A 22,196-nucleotide genomic window follows, 5' to 3' on the forward strand; every position below is an offset into this window, starting at 1 on the left:
GTGGCGGGGTATCCCGCAGCCAGCCAACCTCGGACCCGCAACGGGTGAAAGGACAGAGTCCCGATCCGGACGTCCGGCCAGTGGTCCGCCGACGAAGGGGCAGAGCGGCAGGCATACCCTGGGCGGCAGAGTGACCCACAACGCGGTGGGTCGAGGGGAGTGGCACCGATGGACCGGCGTCCGGCGATCAAACCGGAACCCGACCTCCGGCAGGATGACTCCGGCCGGGACGACGACAGCTTCGATTCGGCGACCGACGGGGACGGCTACGGCCGACTCGACACGGGAGTCACCGGCATGACCGGTTCGAGCATCGACACCATCTACGACATGGGCGTGCCGACCGAGGCGCTGGCCGACGACGTGGAGGACGCCGAACTCGACGAACCGGTACCCAACGCGGAGCGCCTAGTGGCCCAGGCGGTCGCGCTCGCCGGGGACGACCACGACGCGGCGACCCTGGTCGGGCGCTTCTGGCGGTTCGCGCCGGACGAGGAGCTGATCGGCTTCACCGCCGAGGAGATGCTGGACGCGGCCCGGGCGCACCGGGACCTCGCCCAGCAGCGGGTTCCGGGGGAGTTGAAACTACGGATCCACGAACCCCACGCCGACCAGCACCACACGGTCATCGAGATCGTCACCGACGACATGCCGTTCCTGGTCGACTCGGTCACCGCGCTGCTCAACTCGTACCACCTGGACGTGCACCTGCTCGTCCACCCGCTGGTGGTGGTCCGGCGCGAGCCGCTGGGCCGGCTCACCGAGGTCTCGGCGGACGTGGAGCCGGACGACGCGATCGCCGGTGACATCATCGAGAGCTGGATGCGGATCGAGATCGACCCGGTCCGCGACGCCGACGAGCGGGACCGGCTGCGCCGGGAACTCCAGCGGGTGCTCACCGACGTGCGCGAGGCCGTGGAGGACTGGCCGAAGATGCGCCAGCGGGCTCTCGCCCTCGCCGACGAGCTGGCCTCGGCCCGCACCTCGGACAACCGCCCACCGGTGCCGGAGAAGGACATCACCGACTCGGTGGAGCTGCTGCGCTGGCTCGCCCACGACCACTTCACCTTCCTGGGCTACCGGGAGTACCGGCTCGTGGACGTGCCCGGCGGGGACGACGCGGACGCGGTCGACGGCAAGGCGTTGGAGGCGGTGCTCGGCACCGGCCTGGGTATCCTGCGCTCGGACTCCCCGGACGCCCGGGCGTTGTCCTCGTTGAACCCCGAGGCGCACGAGAAGGTGCTGGAGAAGCGCCTTCTGATCATCACGAAGGCCAACTCGCGGGCCACCGTGCACCGCTCGGCGTACCTGGACTACATCGGCTTCAAGGTGTTCAACGAGGCCGGTGAGGTGATTGGCGAGCGGCGCTTCCTGGGCCTGTTCTCCACCGCCGCGTACCGCACCAGCGTGCGGGAGCTGCCGGTGGTGCGCCGCAAGGTCGCCGAGGTGCTGGACCGCTCCGGCCTGAGCCAGCGCAGCCACTCCGGCAAGGACCTGCTGCAGATCCTGGAGACCTACCCGCGCGACGAGCTGTTCCAGATCAAGACCGACGACCTGTACCACGCGGTGATCGGTGTGCTGCGGATGGCCGGCCGCCGGCAGTTGCGGGTCTTCCTGCGCCGGGACGCGTACGGCCGGTTCATCTCCTGCCTGATCTACCTGCCCCGGGACCGGTTCACCACCCAGAACCGGCTGCGTATGCAGGACATCCTGCTGCGCGAGCTGAACGGCGTCGGGGTGGACTACACCACCCGGGTCACCGAGTCGATGCTGGCCCGGGTGCACTTCATCGTCCGCACCGACCCGACGAAGCCGCCCGGCGACATCGACGCCGACCTGCTCGCCGAGGAGCTGGCCGACGCCACCCGGCTGTGGGACGACGACTACCGGCTGGTGCTGGAGCGCAAGCTCGGCGACGAGCAGGCCAAGCACCTGTTCGCCCGGTACGCCGACGCGTTCCCGGAGGGCTACAAGGACGGGCACACGCCGTACGAGGCGATGAAGGACCTGGCGAAGCTGGAGCTGCTGGAGGAGCCCGGCCAGCTGGAGATGCACCTGTTCCGCAAGCAGTTGGTGCCCCGGCCGGGGACCCGGCCGCCCGGCGCGGACCTGATCGAGGCGATGGACGTCCGTTTCAAGGTCTACCGGTACGGCGAGCCGATGATGCTCTCCGCGGTGCTGCCGGTGCTGCACTCCCTGGGCGTACGGGTCGTCGACGAGCACCCGTACGAGGTGGACCGGATCGACGGCCGGATCTACCTCTACGACTTCGGCCTGCTGCTGCCCGAGGGGCACCAGGAGCTGGCCGAGGTCCGTCCGCACGTGGAGAACGCGTTCGCGGCGGCCTGGCGCGGCGAGGCCGAGGTGGACCGGTTCAACGAGCTGGTGCTGCGTGGTGGGCTGACCTGGCGGCAGGTGGTGGTGCTGCGGGCGTACGCGAAGTACCTGCGTCAGGCCGGCACGGTCTTCTCGCAGGACTACATGGAGCAGACCTTCATCGCGTACCCGAAGATCGCCGCGCTGCTGGTCGAGCTCTTCGAGACCCGGTTCGCGCCGGGGACGCTCGACACCGAGCAGCGCCAGCAGCGCAGCGGTGAACTTGTGGAGACCATCCGCGCGGCGCTCGACGACGTGGCGAGCCTCGACCAGGACCGCATCCTGCGCTCGTACCTGACGCTGATCCAGGCGACCCTGCGGACCAGCTTCTACCAGAAGCCGATCGGCGGGCGGCCGAAGGCGTACGTGGCCTTCAAGCTCGACCCGCAGGCGATCCCGGACCTGCCGGCACCCCGGCCGAAGTTCGAGATCTTCGTCTACTCGCCCCGGTTCGAGGGTGTGCACCTGCGGTTCGGGCCGGTGGCCCGGGGCGGGCTGCGCTGGTCCGACCGGCGGGAGGACTTCCGTACCGAGGTGCTCGGCCTGGTCAAGGCGCAGATGGTGAAGAACACCGTGATCGTGCCGGTGGGCGCCAAGGGCGGCTTCGTGCTGAAGCAGAAGCCGGGCGACCGGGACGAGGCGGTCGCCTGCTACCAGGAGTTCGTCGGCGCGATGCTCGACGTCACCGACAACATCTCGGGCGGGCAGATCGTCCCGCCCGACGACGTGGTCCGGCACGACGGCGACGACCCGTACCTGGTGGTCGCCGCGGACAAGGGCACCGCCACGTTCTCCGACATCGCCAACGAGATCTCCAAGGCGCACAACTTCTGGTTGGGCGACGCGTTCGCCTCCGGCGGTTCCGCCGGCTACGACCACAAGCGGATGGGCATCACGGCCCGGGGCGCCTGGGAGTCGGTCAAGCGGCACTTCCGGGAGATGGGCCTGGACACCCAGACCCAGGACTTCACGGTGGTCGGCGTGGGTGACATGTCCGGCGACGTGTTCGGCAACGGGATGCTGCTCTCCGAGCACATCCGGCTGGTGGCCGCCTTCGACCACCGGCACATCTTCCTCGACCCGGACCCGGACGCGGCCACCTCGTACGCGGAGCGTCGGCGGCTGTTCGACCTGCCCCGCTCGTCGTGGGAGGACTACAACCCGGAGCTGATCTCGGCCGGCGGCGGCATCTTCCCGCGTACCGCCAAGTCCATCCCGATCACGCCGCAGGTCCGGGCGGCGATCGGCCTGGACGACGACGTCACGCAGCTCTCTCCGCAGGAGCTGATGAAGGCGATCCTCACCGCGCCGGTGGACCTGTTCTGGAACGGCGGCATCGGCACCTACGTCAAGGCGTCCAGCCAGACCAACGCGGAGGTGGGCGACAAGTCCAACGACGCGATCCGGGTGGACGGGCGGGCCCTGCGCTGCCGGGTGGCGGGCGAGGGCGGCAACCTGGGCTGGACCCAGCTCGGCCGGATCGAGTACGCGTTGACCGGTGGGCGGATCTACACCGACTTCATCGACAACGCGGCCGGGGTGGACACCTCCGACCACGAGGTGAACATCAAGATCCTGCTCAACACCGCGGTCGCCGACGGAGAGCTGACCACGGCCGAGCGGGACGAGCTGCTGGCCGAGATGACCGACGAGGTCGCCGAGCTGGTCCTGCGGGACAACTACGACCAGGCCCGGGCGATCAACAACTCGCAGGCCCAGGCCGCGTCGCTGCTCCCGGTGCATCGCCGCATGATCAACGAGCTGGAGCGCTCGGGCGCGCTGGACCGGGCGCTGGAGGCGCTGCCGCCGGACGAGGAGCTGGCGGTCCGCAGCGAGTCCGGGCTGACCGCGCCGGAGTTCGCGGTGCTGCTCGCGTACGTCAAGATCGTCCTGGAGAGGGAGATCCTCACCGAGGGGCTGGCCGACGAGGAGTGGACGACCGACGTCCTGGTCAACTACTTCCCGACGCCGATGCGCGAGCGGTTCGCCGACCGGATGGGCCGGCACCGGCTGCGCCGGGACATCGTCACCACCGTGCTGGTGAACGAGGCGGTCAACCGGGGTGGCATCTCGTTCATCTTCCGGGTGGTCGAGGAGACAGCGGCCAGCGCGGCGGACGTGATCCGGGCGTACGTGGTGGTCCGCGAGGTGTTCGGGCTGCGCGAGCTGTGGGACGCGGTGGAGGCACTGGACAACAAGATCTCCCCGGAGCTGCAGACCAGCGTCTACCTCGACACCCGGCGGCTGCTCGACCGGGCGGTGCGCTGGCTGGTGACCAACCGGCGTTCGCCGATCGACGTGCCGGCCGAGATCGCCCGGCTGCGCGACGGGGTGGCCCGCCTGCTGCCGGGGATGGAAGAGCTGTTCTACGGCACCGAGCGGGAAAGCATCGCGGCGCACATCGACTCGATGACCGAGCGTGGGCTGCCGCGTGAGCTGGCGGAACAGGCGACCCGGCTGATGTACAGCTTCGGCCTGCTGGACGTGGTGGAGACCGCCACCGGCAGCGGACGGGACGTCGGCGAGGTGGCCTCGGTCTACTTCGTGCTCTCCGACCTGTTCCGGGTGGACTCGCTGCTGTCGAAGATCTCCCTGCTGCCGCGGGAGGATCGCTGGCAGACGCTGGCCCGGATGGCGCTGCGCTACGACCTGTACGCCGCGTTGGCCGCGCTCACCGCTGAGGTGCTCGACTCCACGCCGGAGGACCAGCCGCCGCACGAGCGGGTGCACCAGTGGGAGGAGTCGAACGCCACCTCGATCCACCGGGCCCGGCGGGCGATGGGTGAGTTCGACGAGTCCCGGGCGGACCTCGCCGCCCTGTCCGTGCTGCTGCGCCAGATCCGCACCCTGGTGCGGACCTCCGCCGCCGCCTGAGCTGGACGACGCCGGACGCGGTCCGGCCGGTCGGGATGAACCCGACCGGCCGGACCGCGTTCGTGTTGAGGGTCACTTCGTCAGGCTGGCGAAGACGATCACGTTGTTCAGGTAGGTCTTCGCGGTCGGGTCGAAGTCGCCGCCACAGGTGACCACCCGCAGTCCCGGGCGGTCGCTGGGGCCGTAGACCAGTTCGGTCGGGAAGGACGCCTTCGGGTACGACTTCACCGAGTCGACCCGGAAGGTGGCCGGCTGGCCGTCCACCCTTCGCACGGTGATCGTGTCGCCGGGGGTGAGCGAACCGAGATCGAAGAAGACGGCCGGCCCGAGCTTCGCCGAGTCGACGTGCCCCACGATGACGGCGTTGCCGGTCTCGCCCGGGCTCGCGCCCGGCTCGTACCAGCCGGCCTGGTCGGCCTGGTCCAGCGGGGGAACCTGGACAGTGCCGTCCGGGTTGGTGCCCAGCGACATGATCTTCGCGTTGACGCCGATCCTGGGGATCTCGATGGTCGTGGGAGCCGAGCGGGCGAGCCCGGCCGGCGCGGCGCCCTCCGAGGCTCCGCCGTCGGCGAGGTCCGCGTCGGTGCCGGTGCTCGCCGAGACCTCGGGACCGGCCTGGGCCAGCGGCTGTGGTGGGCGGGGAGCGGGAGAGTCCTGCATCGCGACGCCGATCATGCCGGCGCCGGCGAGGGCCAGGGCGACGACGACGGCCGCGCCGGCGGCGCGCCACGGTTTCCCGTGACGGCCGCCGGCCCGTGTCGTCGTCACGTCAGACGAGCGAACCATCGGTCCGCCGACGACGCATCAGCACGATCCCGCCCAGCGCGGCAGCGCCGAGCAGGCTCGCCCCACCGGTGGCCAGGCCCCGGTCGGTGCCGGTGCTGGCGCCACCGTCACCACCGTCGACCCCGCCGCGCGGCAGCACGACCAGCTCACCCTCGCCGCAGGAGCCCTTGAGCTCGTAGCGACCCGGGCGGGCGTCCTTGTCCACCTTGGCCTCGCCGTAGTAGACGAAGTCCCGCTTGTGCTCCCAGCGGTCCTCGTCACGGCCACCCTTGTCGTCCCGGTCGTCCTTGCCGTAGTCGTCACGGTCCTTGGAGTCCCAGTCCTTGTCCGAGCCGTACTCGTCGCGGTCGTCCTTGCCGTAGCCGCCACGGTCGTCGTTGCCGTAGTCGCCGCGCTCGTCGTAGTCCCGGTCGTCCTTGCCGTAGTCGTTACGGTCCTTGGAGTCCCAGTCCTTGTCCGAGCCGTACTCGTCACGGCCGTTGCGGTCGTCGTCCTTCTTGCCGTGGTCGTCCTTGCGGTCGTCGTCCTTGGACTCCCAGTCCTTCTTGCCGTGGTCGTCCTTGCGGTCGTCGTCCTTCTTACCGTGGTCGTCCTTGGACTCCCAGTCCTTCTTGTCCTCGTCGCGGCCGTCCTGGCCGTGCTCGTCGCCCTTCCAGTCCTTGCTGTCCTCGTCGCCGTAGGAGTCCGCGGCAGCGCCGCCGCCGTAGCCGCCCGGCTGGCCGTTGTTGTCGTCCTTGCCGTTGTCGTCCTTGCCCTTGTCCTTGTCGTCCTTGCCGTTCTCGTCCTTGCCGTTGTGGTCCTTGCCGTTGTCGTCCTTGCCCTTGTCGTCCTTGCCGTGCTCGTCCTTGCCCTTGTCCTTGTCCTTGTCGTCCTTGCCGTGCTCGTCCTTGCCGTTGTGGTCCTTGCCCTTGTCGTCCTTGCCGTGCTCGTCCTTGCCCTTGTCCTTGTCGTCCTTGCCCTCGTCGTCGCGCCAATCGTGGCGGTCCTCGCCCCGGTCGTCGCGGACCGGCTTGAGCTTGACCTTGCCGGTGACCTTGGACCACACGTACGCGTGCTCCTGGCGGTCCGGGCAGACCTCGAGGAGCTTGACCTCGTCGCCGGCCTTCACGATGTGCGGCTTGGCGTAGACCTTGCCGTCGCGGTGGTCCTTGCCGTGGTCGTTGTGCCCGTCGGCGAACGCGATCCCCGGCGAGAACACCAGGAGCGAGGCGCCGCCGAGCGCGGCGCCCGCGACGACCTTCCCGAGCATCTTCTTAGCCATGACCTGCGTCACTCCATCCCTGTTGTCCTGAGCCCGGCGACAACCGAGCTACGACCGACGTTAGACCGTTTCGCGACCTATGAAGGGAAACATTCACGTTCTGCCCTTTACTGAGAGTAAGCGGCTTAGGAGTGCTAAATGGCTTTCCGGGCCGTCCGGTGCGTCTCGCGCATCCCACGGCGTTCCGTGCGACCCACGCCGTTGCGGGCCGCCCGCGCCAGCCGACAGCGGTCATCCCGTACCGGCCGTCGCATGTCCGCTCGCGCCGCCCGGGGCTCACTCGGCGGTATCGTCCGACTCGGGCAGAGCTGGGACGTCCGGGCAGCATGCATCGAGGCATTGCGATGGAAGCGCTCCCATGCGAGAATCGACGCACGCGGTTCCGGAGCCACACCGCGCAGGCAGGAGTCGAGGGCATCCGGTCCGCCGGACGACATCCCGCCGCCGACCGGCCGCGCGCCGGCCGCTCACCACCACCGCCCGTCCGGGTCGGGCACCCCGAAGAATCCGTCGGCACCGGCGGCTGTCCGCGCAGGACGCCGATCGGGCCGCCCCGCCGGCCCGTACGCCGGGCCCGGTCCCGCCCAAGGAGATCAGTGGCATGAACGTATGGAGAAGGCTGTCCGGCCAACGCCGGGCCCTCGCGCTCGCCGGCGCGGGTGCCCTGGTCGCCGGCGGCTTGGTGACCATCCCCGTCACCGCAGCGCAGGCCGCGACGCAGTGCGACGTCGCCTACTCGACGAACGACTGGCCCGGTGGCTTCACCGCGAGCATCACCATCAGGAACCTCGGCGATCCGATCAACGGCTGGACGCTCGGTTGGACCTTCCCCGACGCGGGCCAGCGGGTGCAGCAGGGCTGGTCGGCCGAGTTCACCCAGTCCGGCGGTCAGGTCACCGCGCGCAGCCTGTCGTACAACGGCGGCCTCGGCACCGGCGCGTCGACCAGCATCGGGTTCAACGGCGCGTGGAGCGGCAGCAACCCGAAGCCCACCTCGTTCACGCTCAACGGCGCGCCCTGCAACGGCGGCGGCCCGACCACCCCGCCGCCCACGACGCCCCCGCCGACCACTCCGCCGCCCCCGGGAGCAAGGTCGACAACCCGTACGCCGGGGTGAAGGGGTACGTGAACCCGGAGTGGAAGGCCAAGGCGGACGCCGAGCCGGGCGGCAGCCGGGTCTCCAGCAACCCGACCGCCGTGTGGCTGGACCGGATCGCCGCCATCGACGGCACCACCGGAAGCAGCTCGAACGGCGCCTTCGGGGTACGTGACCACCTGGACGAGGCGCTGCGCCAGGGCGCCGGGTACATCCAGTTCGTGATCTACAACCTGCCGGGCCGGGACTGTGCCGCACTCGCCTCGAACGGTGAGCTGGGCCCGAACGACCTGCCCCGGTACAAGACCGGGTACATCGACGCCATCGCCGCGATCCAGGCCGACCCGAAGTACCGCAACCTGCGAATCACCAACATCATCGAGATCGACTCACTGCCGAACCTGGTGACCAACACCTCCGGCCAGCCCGGCGGCACGGCGATGTGTGACACGGTCAAGGCCAACGGCGCGTACGTCAACGGCGTCGGCTACGCGCTGAGCAAGCTCGGGCCGATCGGCAACGTCTACAACTACATCGACGCCGCGCACCACGGCTGGATCGGCTGGGACAGCAACTTCGGGCCGACCGCCGACATGCTCAAGAGCGCCGCGGTGGTTCTCCGCGCAGTTCCAGGAACTCATGCGCAACGCGTACCCGGCGCTGTGAGCGGGACGCGCTGACACCCACCCGCCGCCGGCAGTGGGTGAGGCACTCCGGCGGCAGGTTCGCCGAGTCCCCGGTTCGACCGTCCCACGGTCGGACCGGGGACCCTTCGTACGCGGGGCGCACCCCCGGGTCACGGCACGGTGCGCTCGATCGCCGCCTGTCCCATCTCGGCCAGGTCCCGGCGGGCCCTCTCCAGGTTCTCCGGCGTGAGGTCCTGCCCCCGCGCCATCACCAGGTCCTCCGGCTCCCACGGCTGCTCCGCCCCGGTGCGGATGTTGTCACCGCCGGCGCCGGTGCCCGTCCCGGTCGCCCCGGTGCCCGCCGCGTACGGATCGCCGAGGATGTCCGGTGACCCGGTGTCGGGCACCGCGCCGTCGGGCTCGGCGAACGTCGGGGTGTCGCGGTCGGGGCCGCCGCCGGTGCGCAGCTGCGGCACGGTGCTGTCGTCGTCCACCGCGGAGGCCACCTCCGGGCTCTCCTCGAGCGGCGCTTGGCGGTCACGATCGGTCATGGTGCTGCCTCCTGTGTCCGGCGCGTTGCGTGATCCCCGTGGCGTACCCCGTCGAACCGTGCCCATGCGCCGCATCCGCACCAACCCGGGCGGCGCCCCGGGTCGGGTCAGTGCGCGGGCTCGGTCTTGTTGGGCGCCGGCGGCTCCGCCGGGCGCAGCCACTGCCAGAGCAGCATCAGCAGGCCGAAGGCGAGCATCGCCAGCCCCGCCCAGAGGTTGATCCGCACGCCCTCGGCCTTGTCGATCTCGGCCCGGCTGTCGAACACGCCGATCAACGTCACGATGATCCCGTACGCGACGAACAGGGCACCGATCACCCGACGGATGTCGAACAGGCGCGCGGCGGCCGAGCGCCGCTGTTCGGCCTCGGTCTCGCTGATCAGCGGGTCCTGTGCCGGCTGCTTGTGGTCGTCCATCTGCCGAACCACCCTTTCCTAGAAGACCGGGATGTAGAACAGGGCGGCCAGCGCCACCGCGATCAGGCCGAGCAGCACGGGGGAGCGGTACCAGGCCTGGTCCCCGGCCAGCACGTCGCCCTTCAGGTCGACCCCGCCCATGCCGTAGACCAGGCCGCGCAACTCGTCGTCGCGCTTGGACGCGGTGAGCGGGGTGATGATGGCGGCGGCCACCGCCACCGTCACGAACGCGATGCCGGCGCCCCAGAAGCTCTCCTCCAGGTCGGAGTTGAAGTGGACCACTCCGCCCCGGTAGAGCAGGTAGGTGACCAGCGAGGCCAGGGTGCCCAGCAGCAGCGACCAGAAGCCGGCCAGCGCGCTCATCCGCTTCCAGAACATGCCGATGATGAAGGTGGCGAACAGCGGCGCGTTGAACAGCGAGAAGAGCGCCTGGATGTAGTTCATGATGTTGCTGAAACCGGCCGCGATGAACGCGGTGCCGATGCCGACCACCACGGCGCCGATGGTCGCGTACCGGCCGACCCTCAGGTAGTGCTCGTCCGACCGGTTGGGCCGGATGTACGCCTGCCAGATGTCGTACGTGAAGACGGTGTTGAAGCCGCTCACGTTGGCGGCCATACCGGCCATGAACGAGGCGAGCAGACCGGTGACCGCCACCCCGAGCACGCCGTTGGGCAGTAGGTCACGCATCAGCAGCGGGATCGCGTTGTTGTACTGCAGGTCGCCCTTCTCCGCGCCGAGCCCCTGCACGGTGACCAGCGCGACCAGGCCGGGAATGATGGTGACCAGCGGGATGACCAGCTTCGGGTACGCGGCGATGATCGGCGTACGCCGGGCGGCGCTCATGTTCTTGGCCGACAGGGCCCGCTGCACCTCGGCGAAGTTGGTCGTCCAGTAGCCGAAGGAGAGCACGAAGCCCAAGCCGAAGACGATGCCGATCCACTGCGCGCCGAGCGGATTGTCGGTGCCGCCGGTGTCCTGCCAGGCGTGCAGGCCGGCCTCGCCGAGCTTCGAGTCCCGCACCGCGTCCATCAGCCCGGACACGCCGCCCACCTTGACCAGGCCGATCACCGTGACCGGGATGAGGCCGGCCAGGATGACGAAGAACTGGAGCACCTCGTTGTAGATCGCCCCGGAGAGGCCGCCGATGGTGATGTACGCGAGCACGATCGCGGCGCCGACCACGACCGCGGTCCAGAGCGGCCAGCCGAGCAGTGCCTGCATGACCAGGGCCAGCGCGTAGAGGTTCACCCCGGCGATGAGCACCTGGGCCAGGGCGAAGCTGATGGCGTTCAGCAGGTGCGTGGGGCGGTTGAACCGCAGCCGCAGGTACTCGGGCACGCTGCGGACCTTCGAGCCGTAGTAGAAGGGCATCATCACGATGCCCAGGAAGACCATGGCTGGGACCGCGCCGATCCAGTAGTAGTGGACCGTCATCACGCCGTACTGGGCGCCGTTCGCGGCCATCCCGATGATCTCCAACGCGCCCAGGTTCGCCGAGACGAAGGCCAGACCCGTGACCCAGGCCGGCAGGGAACGGCCGGAGAGGAAGAAGTCGACACTGGTCCGGATCGCCCGGCGGGCGGCGAAGCCGACCCCCAGCACGGTGATGAAGTACAGGGCCAGGATGAGGTAGTCCAGGCCGTTCATGTTGAGCCGAAGACTGCCGCCGTCGTCCATCCCCGTCACCCCTCGTCCCGTCCGCCCGTGTCGGATGCGCGCGCCCTATTACCCGAGACGCGGGGGTTCATGCCTCGCTGTCGCTCCCGCCGTTTTCCCACCGGCCCGGGTGGTCTCGTCCCCTGACACGCGAGGGCGCCCCGACCGGGTTCGGTCGGGGCGCCCGGGGTGGTCGGGGTCAGCGGCCCAGCACGCGGTCCAGGAAGTCGCGGTAGCGGCGCACCGCCATCCGGAGTTCCTCGGTGTCCGCCGAGCCGGCGTCCTGCCAGCCGCCCAGCGTGTTCTTCTGCGCGGCCAACGCCGAGGCCAGCGCCTGGATGGCCTCTTCGACCAGCGACTGGGCCTCGCCGGCCGCGGCCCGCGGATCGTCCACGAAGCGCAACTGCACGTCCCGCCAGCGGTCCCGGAACCGTTGTGCGGCGTCCACGTCCAGGAGGGTGGCCGGCTCGGCCGCGACGGTCGCTCCGGCGGGCCGAGCGGTGCCGGCCGACTCCAGCGAGGGCGCGACCGCGCCGGAGCGCGCGGGGTCGGCGTCCGGTGACACCGCGTCCGGATCGACCATCTCCGGGGTGGCGCTGCCATAACCGGCCGCGCCGGCGGCGACCGCGTCCCGATCACCGCCGCCCCGGACGGTCCGGTTCCCGTCCCGGCGGTGCAGTTCGGCGGTCGGGTCGGCGCGCAGCCCCTCCGGCTCGCCGCCCTCCGCGCCGTCACCCGGGCGGGCGGTCCGTTCGGCCCGGGGATCGGGCTGGTCCTCGGGGCGCGGGCTGGCCAGCGCGGAGGCGGCCACTGCGTCGGCCACCGTGGTGGCGCCGAACACGGTCGGCAGCGGCCCCGGCTCGTGGAACCCGCCCTCCCCGGTGCCGTCGGTGGACCGGTCGTCCGACCGGCGTCGCCGATCGGTGCCGTCGGCGACGGCCGGGTCGTCGAAGGTGCCCCGGTCGTCCAGCGCGTCCTCGGGTACGTCGGCCCGGTCGCCGGTCGGCGGCACCGGAACCGGAGTGGATCGGACGGCCTCGGGGTGGTCGTTGCTCACCTGCTGCTCTTCCTGGCGCATCGGTGGCCTCCTCAGCGGCTCGTGGCGTCGTGCGGGGTGTCCGGGTGGCGCTGCTCCGGCGGGCGCTGGCCGACCGGCTCCTCGCCGAGCAGGTCGGCGAAGAGCGCCCGATAGTGCACGACCGCCTGGCGCAGCTCCTCGGTGCTCGCCTCACCCCGGGAGTTGCGCAGGTGGATCTCGTGTGCGTCCCGGTACTGGGTGAGCGTGCGGGCGTGCTCGACGGACAGGTGGGCGATCTGGTCGGAGAAGTCCCCCGTCGGGTAGCCCCGTTCCTCGATGAGCCGGGTGACCAGTTCGTCGGCGTCACCCACGGTGTCGCCCGGTGCGTCGATGAAGCGGACCTGGAGCTCTTCCCAGGCGGCGGCGTAGCGGGCCCGGGAGTCCGGGCTGAGCGGGGTGAGCGTGAGCTCGGCGTGCCGGCGTTCCCGGTCGCGCAGCTCGCGTTCGGCGGCGGCCCGGTTGTCCTGCTCGGCGACCACCCGGTCGTACTCCGGCCCGAACCGGTTGCGCAGCCCGCGGCGGCGGGCGAACGTCCGGGCGACCACGGCCAGTGCCGCGATGACCAGCACGACGAGCACGATGACGATTATCTGCGTGGGCGACATGGGCTCCTCCTTCGTTACCCGTATTCCCTCGGCGCACTGTTCGCCAATCCCGATTCGGGCGACTTTCCCAAACGAACCCGCCGTACCGGCGCGCCGCATCGGAGCGTCGCCATCGGCGCAACGGGCGGTAGTGCATCGGCCGGTGATTACGTATCCTGCCCAAGGCGCCCGTGCCGGTGCCCGGCGTCACACCCGGGCGCAGCCCGGCCGGAGCGTTGCCCGGCGGTGCCGGAGCCCCTCCTGCCACCCCTGCACCGGGCGAGGTCTGATGAGAACCCGCGACTGGCCGATCCGCTCGAAGCTGACCGCGCTGGTGGTCGCGCCGGTCACCGCGCTGCTCGCGCTCTGGATCTTCGCCACCACGCTGACCTTCGGGCCGGCCCTCGACCTGCTCTCGTCCCGGACCCTGCTGTACGACCTGGGCCGCCCGGGCGAGACCGTGGTCGTGGAGCTGCAACGGGAGCGCCGGCTCTCGGTGGTCCAGCTCGCGGGCACCGCGGCGCTGCCGGCGCTGGCCGAGCAGCGGCAGCGCACCGACCGGGCGGTCGCGGAACTGCGCCGGCGGGTCGGCGGCGAGAAGCTGCGTGACGCCACCGACGACCTGCTCGACGCCCGGGTCGACCAACTCGTGACCGCCCTGGAGGCGCTGCCGACGGGCCGCGGGTTCATCGACGGGCGCCGGGTGGACCGGGCCGGCGCCATCGGGCTCTACAGCGGGATGATCTCCTCCGCCTTCCAGGCGTTCGCCGGCATGGCGAACCTGCCCGAGCCCGATCTGAACCGGCAGGCGTTGGCGCTGACCGCGCTGGGCCGCTCCCGGGAGCTGCTCGGGCAGACCGACGCGCTGCTGGCCGGGGCGCTGACCGCCGGCCGGTTCGCCGACGGCGAGCACGCCCAGTTGGTGCAGGCCATCGCCAACCAGCGCTGGCTGACCGAGAGCGCGGTGGCCGACCTGCCCGACGCCGACCGCGCCGCGTACCAGCGACTGACCGAGGGCGCCGCGTTCACGCGGCTGCGCGCCATGCAGGACACGCTCGTGGCCGCCGACCGGTCCGGCCGGCCCCCGGTGGACGCGACCGCGTGGCAGGCCAGTCACGACGCGGTGCAGCAGCAGCTGCGCGACTTCGAGCTGGCCGAGGCCGACGGGCTCACCGACCGCTCGGTGCCGATGGCGGTGCGGATCCTCGTCCGGCTGGCCGCCGCCGGCGTGCTGGGGCTGGTCGCGGTGGTGGTCTCGGTGCTGGTGGCGGTGCGGGTGGGCCGCACCCTGGCCCGCCGGCTCAGCGGCGTTCGCACCGCGGCACTGGAGCTGGCCGAGCGCCGGCTGCCCGAGGTGGTCACCCGGTTGCGCCGGGGCGAGCAGGTCGATGTCGACCGGGAGGCGCCACCGCTGGAGTACGGCAACGACGAGATCGGCGAGGTCGGGCGGGCCTTCACCCAGGTGCAGCGCACCGCGGTCCAGTCGGCCGTCGACGAGGTCACCCTGCGCCGGGGGCTCAACGAGGTCTTCCTCAACATCGCCCGGCGCAGCCAGAGCCTGGTGCACCGGCAGCTCGCGCTGCTGGACCGGATGGAACGGCACACCGAGGATCCCGACGAGCTGGCCGAGCTGTTCCGGGTGGATCACCTCGCCACCCGGCTGCGCCGGCACGCCGAGGACCTGGTCATCCTCGCCGGCTCCGCTCCCGGCCGGGGTTGGCGCAACCCGGTCGCCATGCTCGACCTGGTCCGGGGCGCGAGCTCCGAGGTCGAGGCGTACGACCGGGTGGACATCGCCTCGGTGCAGCCCGCCGGCGTGCTGGGCCGAGCCGTCGGTGACGTCATCCACCTGCTCGCCGAGCTGGTCGAGAACGCCACCGCCTTCTCCCCGCCGGACACGCGCGTGGTGGTCACCGGCGAGCCCGTGGCCAACGGCTACGCCCTGGAGATCACCGACCGGGGGCTGGGGATGTCCGCCGCGGCGCTGGAGGCGGCGAACCTCCGACTGGCCAGCTCGCCCGAGTTCGACCCGGCGCAGAGCGCCCGGCTCGGCCTGTTCGTGGTGGCCCGGCTGGCCGCCCGGCACGGGGTGCGGGTGACCCTGCGCCCGTCCGAGGCCGGCGGCGTGAGCGCCGTGGTGCTGATCCCCGCCGAGCTGGTCACCGCCGAGCCGCCGCTCGGCCCCGACCCCGCCCCGGGCGGCGCCGACCGGCGGCTGGCCCGGACCAGGACCCGCGGCACCGTGCCCCGCCCCCGCACCGGCCGCTCCCGGCCGGCGGCGGCACACGCGACCGACGGCGTACCGGCGGCGCCTTCGACCGCCGCGTCACCGTTCGACGGTGCGGCGCAGTCGACGGCCGTACCGGCCGACCCGACGTCGGACGAGCTGGACGGCCTGCCGCGCCGGGTCCGTCGGCGTACGCCGGTCGTCCGGCCCCGGCCGGCGGTCGTCGACGGCCCGGACCCCCGCTCGCCCGAGGAGGTACGGCGGGTCATGTCCGCGCTGCAGGCCGGCACCGCCCGCGGCCGCGCCACCGTCGTCGCCCCCACCCCCGACGGCGACACCGTCCGCATTCCCACCGGCGCCATCGCCCCCGACGGCGCCACCGTTCGCCGCGACTCCGGCCCCGACGGGGCCAACGGCGCCGACCCGGCGCCCGCGCCGCCCGAACCGGCGGCGACTCCGGAACCCCTGACCGCTACTGAGAGGGACGCCTAGTGCGGCAATCGACGACGCGGAGCGCCGGCCTCGACTGGCTGCTCGACGAGTTGGTGGAACGCGTACCGGCCGCCCGTGAGGCGGTGGTGCTCTCGGCCGACGGGCTGCTGCTCGGCTCCTCGGCCGACCTGGATCGCTCCGACGCCGAGCACCTCTGCGCGCTCGCCTCCGGCTTCTCCAGCCTGGCCCGGGGCGCGAGCCGGCACGTCGACGGCGGCCCGGTCCGGCAGACCGTGGTGGAGATGGAGTCGGCGTACCTCTTCGTCACCGCCGCCGGAAAGGGCGCCTGCCTGGCCGTGGTGAGCGACGCCGACGCGGACATCGGCCTGGTCGCCTACGAGATGGCGATGCTGGTCATCCGGGTGGGGGAGAGTCTCAGCGTGCCGGCCCGCTCGTTGGCGGATGCCGGCGATGTGGACTGAGCCGCCGGGTCCGCAGCCCGAGTGGTTGGACGGGGAAGCCGGCCCGGTGGTGCGTCCGTACGCCCTCACCGGAGGCCGGGTACGCTCCGCCGTCGGCAACTTCGACCTGATCGCGTACGTGCTGGCCCGGCCGGACGTCGACCCGGCGGTGCGGCTGCAGCCGGAGCACCGGCGCCTGGTCGCCCTGGCCCGCCGGCCGGTGCCGGTTGCCGAGCTCGCGGCCGGGTTGGACCTCGCGGTCGGCGTGGTCCGGGTGCTGCTCGGCGACCTGCTCGCCGAGGGCCTGGTCGAGGTGCACGGCCCCTCGGCCGCCCGCAACCTTCCCGACGACGACATCCTCAAGGCGGTGGTCAGTGGACTCCGGGCGCTATGACCATGGGGGATCCGGCCACCGGATCCCGCTGGCACTGAAGATCCTCATCGCCGGGGGTTTTGGTGCCGGCAAGACGACGCTGGTGAGCGCGCTCAGTGAGGTCCGGCCGTTGCAGACCGAGGAGGTGCTGACCGACGCCGGGATCGACACCGATGACGTCTCCGGGGTGGAGGGGAAGTCGACCACCACGGTGGCGATGGACTTCGGCCGGATCACCATCAACGAGGACCTCCTGGTCTACCTGTTCGGCACGCCGGGGCAGGACCGGTTCTGGTTCCTCTGGGACGAGTTGGCCTTCGGCGCGCTCGGCGCGGTGGTGCTCGCCGACACCCGGCGGCTGGCCGACTCCTTCCCGTCGATCGACTACTTCGAGCAACGGGGGATCCCGTTCGTGGTCGCGGTGAACTGCTTCGACGACTCCCGCCGGTTCAGCCTGGACACCGTGCGCCGGGCCCTCGACCTCGACCCCGACGTGCCGATGGTGCTGTGCGACGCCCGGGACCGGCAGTCCGGCAAGCTGGTGTTGATCTCGCTGGTCGAGCACGTGGCCCGCCAGCGGGGCGAGCCGGTGCCGGCGGCCTGAGCCGCCGGCAGTGGGGCGGCCCGAGCCGCCCGGGGGCGGCCGGCGGGGTCGATCGGGGTTAAGCCGCCGGCGTGCGGGGCAGCCTCTGGTTGGATCGACGCAGGAACCGGCGGAGGGCGGGCATGGTGAACGGTCAGGTCGAGGTCGTCCACATCGGGGGTTACACGGCGGAGAGCGGTGGTCGGGGTACCGGCATCGTGGCCGCGCGACGCGACCCGATCTCGGGCGAGCTGACCCCGCTCGGCACGGTGGCGGTCACCCCGTCCCCCTCGTTCCTGGCCCGGCACCCCACCCGCCCGGTCCTCTACGCGGTCAACGAGCTGCCCGAGGGGCAGATCAGCGCCTGGCTGGTCGGGCCGGACGGCGCGCTCGACCCGCTCGGCACCCGCTCGACCGGGGGCGCCGAACCGTGCCACCTGGCGGTGCTGCCGGACGGCGGGCACCTGGTCGCGGCCAACTACGGCGGCGGCAGCGTCGCGGTCTTCCCGCTCGACCCGCAGGGCGTGCCCGGTGAGCGCACCGACCTGGTGGTGCACGAGGGGCACGGCCCGGACCCGGAGCGTCAGGAGCGGGCACACACCCACATGGTGTCGCCGGCGCCGGGCCGGGGGCCGCTGCTCGCGGTGGACCTGGGCACCGACTCGGTCTACCGGTACGACCTGGACGGCGCCACCGGCCGGCTGGTGCCCCGCGCGCCACGGGTACGCACCGCGCCCGGCACGGGCCCCCGCCACCTGGCCCGGCACCCCGACGGGCGGCGCTGCTACCTCGCCGGTGAGCTGGACGGCTCGGTCACCGCCTACCAGCTGACCGACGACGGCGCGCTGCACCAGCGCGGTCGGGTCGACGCCAGCGAGCGGGCCGGGCACGTCCAGCCGTCGGAGATCGCGGTCGCCCCCGACGGCCGGTTCCTCTACCTGGCCAACCGGGGCGTGGGCACGATCGCCGTCTTCGCACTCGGCGGCGAGCTGCCGGAGCTGATCGCCGAGGTGGACACCGGCGGCGGGTGGCCGCGGCACTTCGTCCTGCTGGGGGAGCACCTCTACGTGGCCGACGAGCGGGCCGACATGGTGCGCGTGCTGCGCGTCGACCCCACCACCGGCGTGCCGGCGGCGGTCGGCGAGCCGGTGCCGGTGCCGAGCCCGACGTGCGTGCTGCCCTGACGCCCACGACCCGGACCCCTCGTCGGGCCCGACGCGTCGGTACCGCCCGATCTGCAACACGCCGAGGCGGCGTCGTCACGCACCGTCGCTAAACGGCGATCAACTGTTTCTCCTGCGTAACTTTAGTCCGAACGGTTGTGGCATGTACCCCGCCAGATCCGCAAGATGGTCACCGTGTCAGCAGGCCGCCATCGCATGCGTACGAAGCTTCATCTAGCAGCCGCCGCCGGAACGGCGACGGTTCTCGTCGTCACGACCGGCGTCTGGTTCGGCTACCGACAGCTGGTCCAGCCCTCCTGTTCGGGCGAGATCCGGCTCTCCGTCGCGGTCGCCTCCGAGCTCGCCCCGGCGGTGGACGCCGCGGCGTCCCAGTGGGTGCGCGACGGCGCGGCGGTCGGCGGCACGTGCATCAAGGTGGATGTCTCCGCGTCCGACCCGGTGGACGTCGCCGCCGTGGTGGCCGCCAAGCACGGCGCCGTCCTGGCCGGGGTCGGCCAGGCCAACGGCACCGCGGTCACCCCGGACGTCTGGGTGCCGGACTCCTCGACCTGGCTGCTGCGGCTGAAGAAGGACGCCACCGCGTTCGCCCCGACCAACGGCGCGTCGATCGCGAGCAGCCCGGTGGTCGTCGCGATGCCCGAGCCGGTGGCCACCCGGCTGGGCTGGCCCGAGGCGAAGCTCAGGTGGGTCGATCTGCTCAAGCAGGTCACCAGCAGCAAGCCGCTCACCACCGGGATCGTCGAGCCGACCCGGGACGCGGCCGGGCTGTCCGGTCTGCTCTCGCTGACCGCCGCCGCCAACGGTGCCGGCGGGGACGCGCAGCGCAACACGGTCGGGGCGCTGCGGGCGCTGGCCACCGGGCGCTCCTCGCTCCGCAACGACCTGCTGGCCCGCTTCCCGACCGCGAAGGACCCGACGTCCATCGCGAGCGGGCTCGGCGCCGCGGCGCTGTCCGAAGAAGACGTGATCGCCTACAACAACAAGAAGCCACCGGTCCCGCTCGCCGCGCTCTACCTGGATCCGGCGCCGATGCCGCTGGACTACCCGTACGCGGTGCTGCCCGGCATCGAGCCGACCAAGGCCTCGGCGGCCGGGGTGCTCTTCGAGCTGCTCACCCAGGCGAAGTTCCGGGACCGGCTCGCGGCGCAGTCGCTGCGCGCACCGGACGGCAACTGGGGTTCCGGCTTCAAGGCACCGCAGGGTGCGCCGAGCCCGGCCGGCGCGTCGACCGCGCCGGCGACCGGCGGAACCGCCGCGGGTGGTCTGGACCCGGCCGCGATACAGCGTGTCGTCTCCAGCTGGTCGATCGCCACCCAGTCCGGCCGGATGCTCTGCGTCATCGACGTGTCCGGTTCGATGAAGGAAGAGGTGCCCGGCGCCAACAAGCGCAACCGGGAGGAGGTCACCCTCGACGCGGCCCGCCGCGGCCTCGGCCTCTTCGACGACTCCTGGGCGATCGGCCTGTGGACCTTCTCCACCAACCTCGTCGGCACCCGGGACTACCGGCAGATAGTCCCCATCGGGCCGCTCTCCGGCCAGCGGGCCAAGCTCGAGACCGCACTCGGCACCATCAAGCCGTCCGAGGGCAACACCGGCCTCTACGACACGATGCTGGCCGCGTACCAGGCGGTGCAGGAGGACTGGCAGCCCGGCCGGGTCAACTCGGTGGTGCTCTTCACCGACGGCAAGAACGAGGACGACAAGGGCATCACCCAGCAGAAGCTGCTCAGTGAGCTGAAGCGGATCGCCGACCCGGAGCGACCGGTCCAGGTCGTGATGATCGGTATCGGCGAGGAGGTCAGCAAGGCCGAGCTGGAATCGATCACCAAGGTCACCGGCGGCGGCACCTTCGTCACCAAGGACCCGAGCGAGATCGGCAGCATCTTCCTCAACGCCATCGCGCTGCGCCCGCCCGCGCCGCGCTGAGTCGAGGCACAGGCGAGAAAGGGCCCGCCGTACCGGCAATCCGGTACGGCGGGCCCTTTCTCGGTCCCCCGGAGCGGCGAAAGTGACGGCAATACGTCCGAAGCAATCGGCGACCATAGTTGTCGGGGCAGGATGTCGACGTGCTCCGGCATCCTCGGTCCGCCTCCGGCCCGACCGTCGACCGGGGCCGTCCTGAACGAAAGTGGGAGGGCCGGTGACCGCGGCGACACTGTTGACCCCCGCCAGTCCGTCGTCCCGGCCGGACGGCCGCCCCGCCGGCCTGCTGGCGCGCGCCGACGAGCGGGCGTACGTCCGGGTGCTGGTGGTGCTGGACACCGCGATCCTCACCGTGGCCCTGCTCGTCGGCTACGTCACCCGCTTCGGCGACGAGGAACCGAGCGGCTCGAAGATCCCCTACGTGCTGGTGGCGCCGGGTCTGGTGCTGGCCTGGCTGGTCTCGCTCAAGGCGCTGGGTTGCTACGACGACCGGGTGATCGGTTACGGCGCGGACGAGTACCGCCGGGTCAGCTCGGCCAGTCTGCGGCTGGCGGGCGGCATCGCCATCGCCGGCTACATCGCCGACGTGGAGGTGTCCCGGGGCTTCCTCGGCATCTCCTTCGCGGTGGGCACCCTCGGGCTGGAGGTGGCCCGGTTCGCCGCCCGTAAGCGCCTGCACCGGGCCCGGTCGCGGGGCGCCGGCTGGTCGCGCAAGGTGCTGGTGGTCGGCGACACCGCGCACGTGCTGGAGCTGTTGCACACGCTGCGCCGCGAGCCGTACGCCGGCTACCAGGTGGTCGGGGCGTGCATCCCGGACGCCCTGCTGGCGCCCGTGGCGCAGCGGCTCGGCGACGTGCCGGTGGTGGGCTCCTTCCGCGGCATCCCGGAGGCGGCCACCGCCATCGGGGCGGACACCGTCGCGGTCACCGCCTCCGGCGAGCTGACCGCCGCCCGGCTGCGGCGGCTCGGCTGGCAGTTGGAGGGGACCGGGGTGGACCTGGTCGTGGCGCCCGCGTTGACCGACGTGGCGGGCCCGCGCATCCACACCCGGCCGGTGGCCGGGCTGCCGCTGATCCACGTGGAGGCGCCCGAGTTCCGCGGTGCGCGCAAGCTGGTGAAGGGTTTCGTCGACCGGTCCGTCTCGTCGCTGGCGCTGGCGCTGCTGCTGCCGCTGATCGCGCTCCTCGCGCTGGCCATAAAGATCGACAGCCGGGGCGCGGTGCTGTTCCGGCAGACCCGCGTCGGCCGCGGTGGCCAGGAGTTCGGGGTGTTCAAGTTCCGCACCATGGTGGTCAACGCGGACGCGCTGCTGGCGGAGCTGGTCGCCCGCAACGAGACCGACGGCCTGATGTTCAAGATGCGCGACGACCCCCGGGTCACCCGGGTGGGGCGGCTGCTGCGCAAGTGGTCGCTGGACGAGCTGCCGCAGCTGGTCAACGTCCTGCTCGGCCAGATGAGCCTGGTGGGGCCGCGCCCGCCCCTGCCGTCGGAGGTGGCCCGCTACGACGGCGACGTGGCCCGCCGGCTGCTCGTCAAGCCCGGCATGACCGGCCTCTGGCAGGTCAGCGGCCGCTCCGACCTGAGCTGGGAGGACGGCATCCGGCTCGACCTCTACTACGTGGAGAACTGGTCGCTCGCCGTCGACCTGACCATCCTCTGGAAGACGCTCGGCGCCGTGCTCAACGGGCGCGGCGCGTACTGAGCGC

Annotated in this window: 15 protein-coding genes and 1 pseudogene; 9 read left to right on the forward strand and 7 right to left on the reverse strand. The window is 71.9% G+C overall.

The genetic code is table 11. From position 1 onward, the window contains the following. Positions 1-168 precede the first annotated feature (168 nt). Complete coding sequence (locus ACFOW4_RS15785; protein ID WP_377528312.1) at positions 169-5,250, forward strand: NAD-glutamate dehydrogenase; 5,082 nt, start codon at positions 169-171, stop codon at positions 5,248-5,250. Positions 5,251-5,322: 72 nt separating this feature from the next. On the opposite strand, the gene ACFOW4_RS15790 is transcribed toward ACFOW4_RS15785, so the two are convergent. Further along, positions 5,323-6,018, reverse strand: a complete 696-nt coding sequence (locus ACFOW4_RS15790; protein WP_377528314.1) for a class F sortase — start codon at positions 6,016-6,018, stop codon at positions 5,323-5,325. A gap of 1 nt (position 6,019) precedes the next feature. Beyond that, positions 6,020-7,297 carry a hypothetical protein gene (locus ACFOW4_RS15795; RefSeq protein WP_377528316.1) on the reverse strand — a complete coding sequence of 426 codons (1,278 nt, stop codon included), beginning with the start codon at positions 7,295-7,297 and terminating at the stop codon, positions 6,020-6,022. 601 nt (positions 7,298-7,898) lie between these two features. Here ACFOW4_RS15795 and ACFOW4_RS15800 point away from each other — a divergent pair. Further along, positions 7,899-9,004, forward strand: a pseudogene (locus ACFOW4_RS15800) (glycoside hydrolase family 6 protein); the annotation flags it as partial. A 185-nt stretch (positions 9,005-9,189) separates the two neighbouring features. Here the strand turns inward: ACFOW4_RS15800 and ACFOW4_RS15805 are convergent. The 5 genes from ACFOW4_RS15805 to ACFOW4_RS15825 all read right to left on the reverse strand — a co-directional run bounded on the left by ACFOW4_RS15805 (position 9,190) and on the right by ACFOW4_RS15825 (position 13,328). Beyond that, the gene (locus ACFOW4_RS15805) at positions 9,190-9,570 is read right to left on the reverse strand and encodes a hypothetical protein (protein ID WP_377528318.1); all 381 of its coding nucleotides are present in this window, start codon (positions 9,568-9,570) and stop codon (positions 9,190-9,192) included. A 107-nt stretch (positions 9,571-9,677) separates the two neighbouring features. Further along, positions 9,678-9,986 (reverse strand): hypothetical protein, encoded by a 309-nt coding sequence (locus tag ACFOW4_RS15810; RefSeq protein WP_377528320.1) that lies wholly within the window; start codon positions 9,984-9,986, stop codon positions 9,678-9,680. An 18-nt stretch (positions 9,987-10,004) separates the two neighbouring features. Continuing rightward, complete coding sequence (locus ACFOW4_RS15815; protein WP_377528457.1) at positions 10,005-11,666, reverse strand: sodium:solute symporter family protein; 1,662 nt, start codon at positions 11,664-11,666, stop codon at positions 10,005-10,007. Between the two features lie 178 nt (positions 11,667-11,844). Further along, a complete protein-coding gene (locus tag ACFOW4_RS15820) occupies positions 11,845-12,723 on the reverse strand; it encodes a hypothetical protein (RefSeq protein WP_377528322.1) in 879 nt (292 codons plus the stop codon). Positions 12,724-12,734: 11 nt separating this feature from the next. After that, the gene (locus tag ACFOW4_RS15825; RefSeq protein ID WP_377528324.1) at positions 12,735-13,328 is read right to left on the reverse strand and encodes a hypothetical protein; all 594 of its coding nucleotides are present in this window, start codon (positions 13,326-13,328) and stop codon (positions 12,735-12,737) included. Positions 13,329-13,596: 268 nt separating this feature from the next. On the opposite strand from ACFOW4_RS15825, the gene ACFOW4_RS15830 reads away from it, so the two are divergent. The 7 genes from ACFOW4_RS15830 (at position 13,597) to ACFOW4_RS15860 (ending at position 22,192) form a co-directional block, all read left to right on the forward strand. Further along, positions 13,597-16,026, forward strand: coding sequence for a nitrate- and nitrite sensing domain-containing protein (locus tag ACFOW4_RS15830; protein ID WP_377528326.1), 2,430 nt, complete (start codon positions 13,597-13,599; stop codon positions 16,024-16,026). Continuing rightward, positions 16,026-16,448, forward strand: coding sequence for a roadblock/LC7 domain-containing protein (locus ACFOW4_RS15835; protein WP_377528328.1), 423 nt, complete (start codon positions 16,026-16,028; stop codon positions 16,446-16,448). The genes ACFOW4_RS15830 and ACFOW4_RS15835 overlap by 1 nt, the downstream gene beginning before the upstream one ends. After that, entirely contained in the window at positions 16,438-16,821 is a 384-nt protein-coding gene (locus ACFOW4_RS15840) for a DUF742 domain-containing protein (RefSeq protein WP_377528330.1), read from the forward strand. The genes ACFOW4_RS15835 and ACFOW4_RS15840 overlap by 11 nt, the downstream gene beginning before the upstream one ends. Further along, a complete protein-coding gene (locus ACFOW4_RS15845; protein ID WP_377528332.1) occupies positions 16,802-17,404 on the forward strand; it encodes an ATP/GTP-binding protein in 603 nt (200 codons plus the stop codon). Before ACFOW4_RS15840 ends, ACFOW4_RS15845 begins: the two co-directional genes overlap by 20 nt. A 122-nt stretch (positions 17,405-17,526) precedes the next feature. Beyond that, positions 17,527-18,567, forward strand: coding sequence for a lactonase family protein (locus ACFOW4_RS15850; RefSeq protein ID WP_377528334.1), 1,041 nt, complete (start codon positions 17,527-17,529; stop codon positions 18,565-18,567). Positions 18,568-18,741: 174 nt separating this feature from the next. Further along, the gene (locus tag ACFOW4_RS15855; RefSeq protein WP_377528336.1) at positions 18,742-20,493 is read left to right on the forward strand and encodes a substrate-binding domain-containing protein; all 1,752 of its coding nucleotides are present in this window, start codon (positions 18,742-18,744) and stop codon (positions 20,491-20,493) included. Positions 20,494-20,707: 214 nt separating this feature from the next. After that, positions 20,708-22,192, forward strand: a complete 1,485-nt coding sequence (locus ACFOW4_RS15860) for a sugar transferase (protein ID WP_377528338.1) — start codon at positions 20,708-20,710, stop codon at positions 22,190-22,192. Positions 22,193-22,196: the final 4 nt, after the last annotated feature.

The organism is Micromonospora sp. GCM10011542 (assembly GCF_042650685.1).
GTDB lineage: Bacteria > Actinomycetota > Actinomycetes > Mycobacteriales > Micromonosporaceae > Micromonospora.

Excerpts from the sequence above, each read along its gene's own strand:
- ACFOW4_RS15785 (WP_377528312.1), top strand. The coding sequence starts at position 169 with ATGGACCGGCGTCCGGCGATCAAACCGGAACCCGACCTCCGGCAGGAT.
- ACFOW4_RS15795 (WP_377528316.1), bottom strand. The coding sequence starts at position 7,297 with ATGGCTAAGAAGATGCTCGGGAAGGTCGTCGCGGGCGCCGCGCTCGGC.
- ACFOW4_RS15805 (WP_377528318.1), bottom strand. The coding sequence starts at position 9,570 with ATGACCGATCGTGACCGCCAAGCGCCGCTCGAGGAGAGCCCGGAGGTG.
- ACFOW4_RS15810 (WP_377528320.1), bottom strand. The coding sequence starts at position 9,986 with ATGGACGACCACAAGCAGCCGGCACAGGACCCGCTGATCAGCGAGACC.
- ACFOW4_RS15815 (WP_377528457.1), bottom strand. The coding sequence starts at position 11,666 with ATGGACGACGGCGGCAGTCTTCGGCTCAACATGAACGGCCTGGACTAC.
- ACFOW4_RS15820 (WP_377528322.1), bottom strand. The coding sequence starts at position 12,723 with ATGCGCCAGGAAGAGCAGCAGGTGAGCAACGACCACCCCGAGGCCGTC.
- ACFOW4_RS15825 (WP_377528324.1), bottom strand. The coding sequence starts at position 13,328 with ATGTCGCCCACGCAGATAATCGTCATCGTGCTCGTCGTGCTGGTCATC.
- ACFOW4_RS15830 (WP_377528326.1), top strand. The coding sequence starts at position 13,597 with ATGAGAACCCGCGACTGGCCGATCCGCTCGAAGCTGACCGCGCTGGTG.
- ACFOW4_RS15840 (WP_377528330.1), top strand. The coding sequence starts at position 16,438 with ATGTGGACTGAGCCGCCGGGTCCGCAGCCCGAGTGGTTGGACGGGGAA.
- ACFOW4_RS15850 (WP_377528334.1), top strand. The coding sequence starts at position 17,527 with ATGGTGAACGGTCAGGTCGAGGTCGTCCACATCGGGGGTTACACGGCG.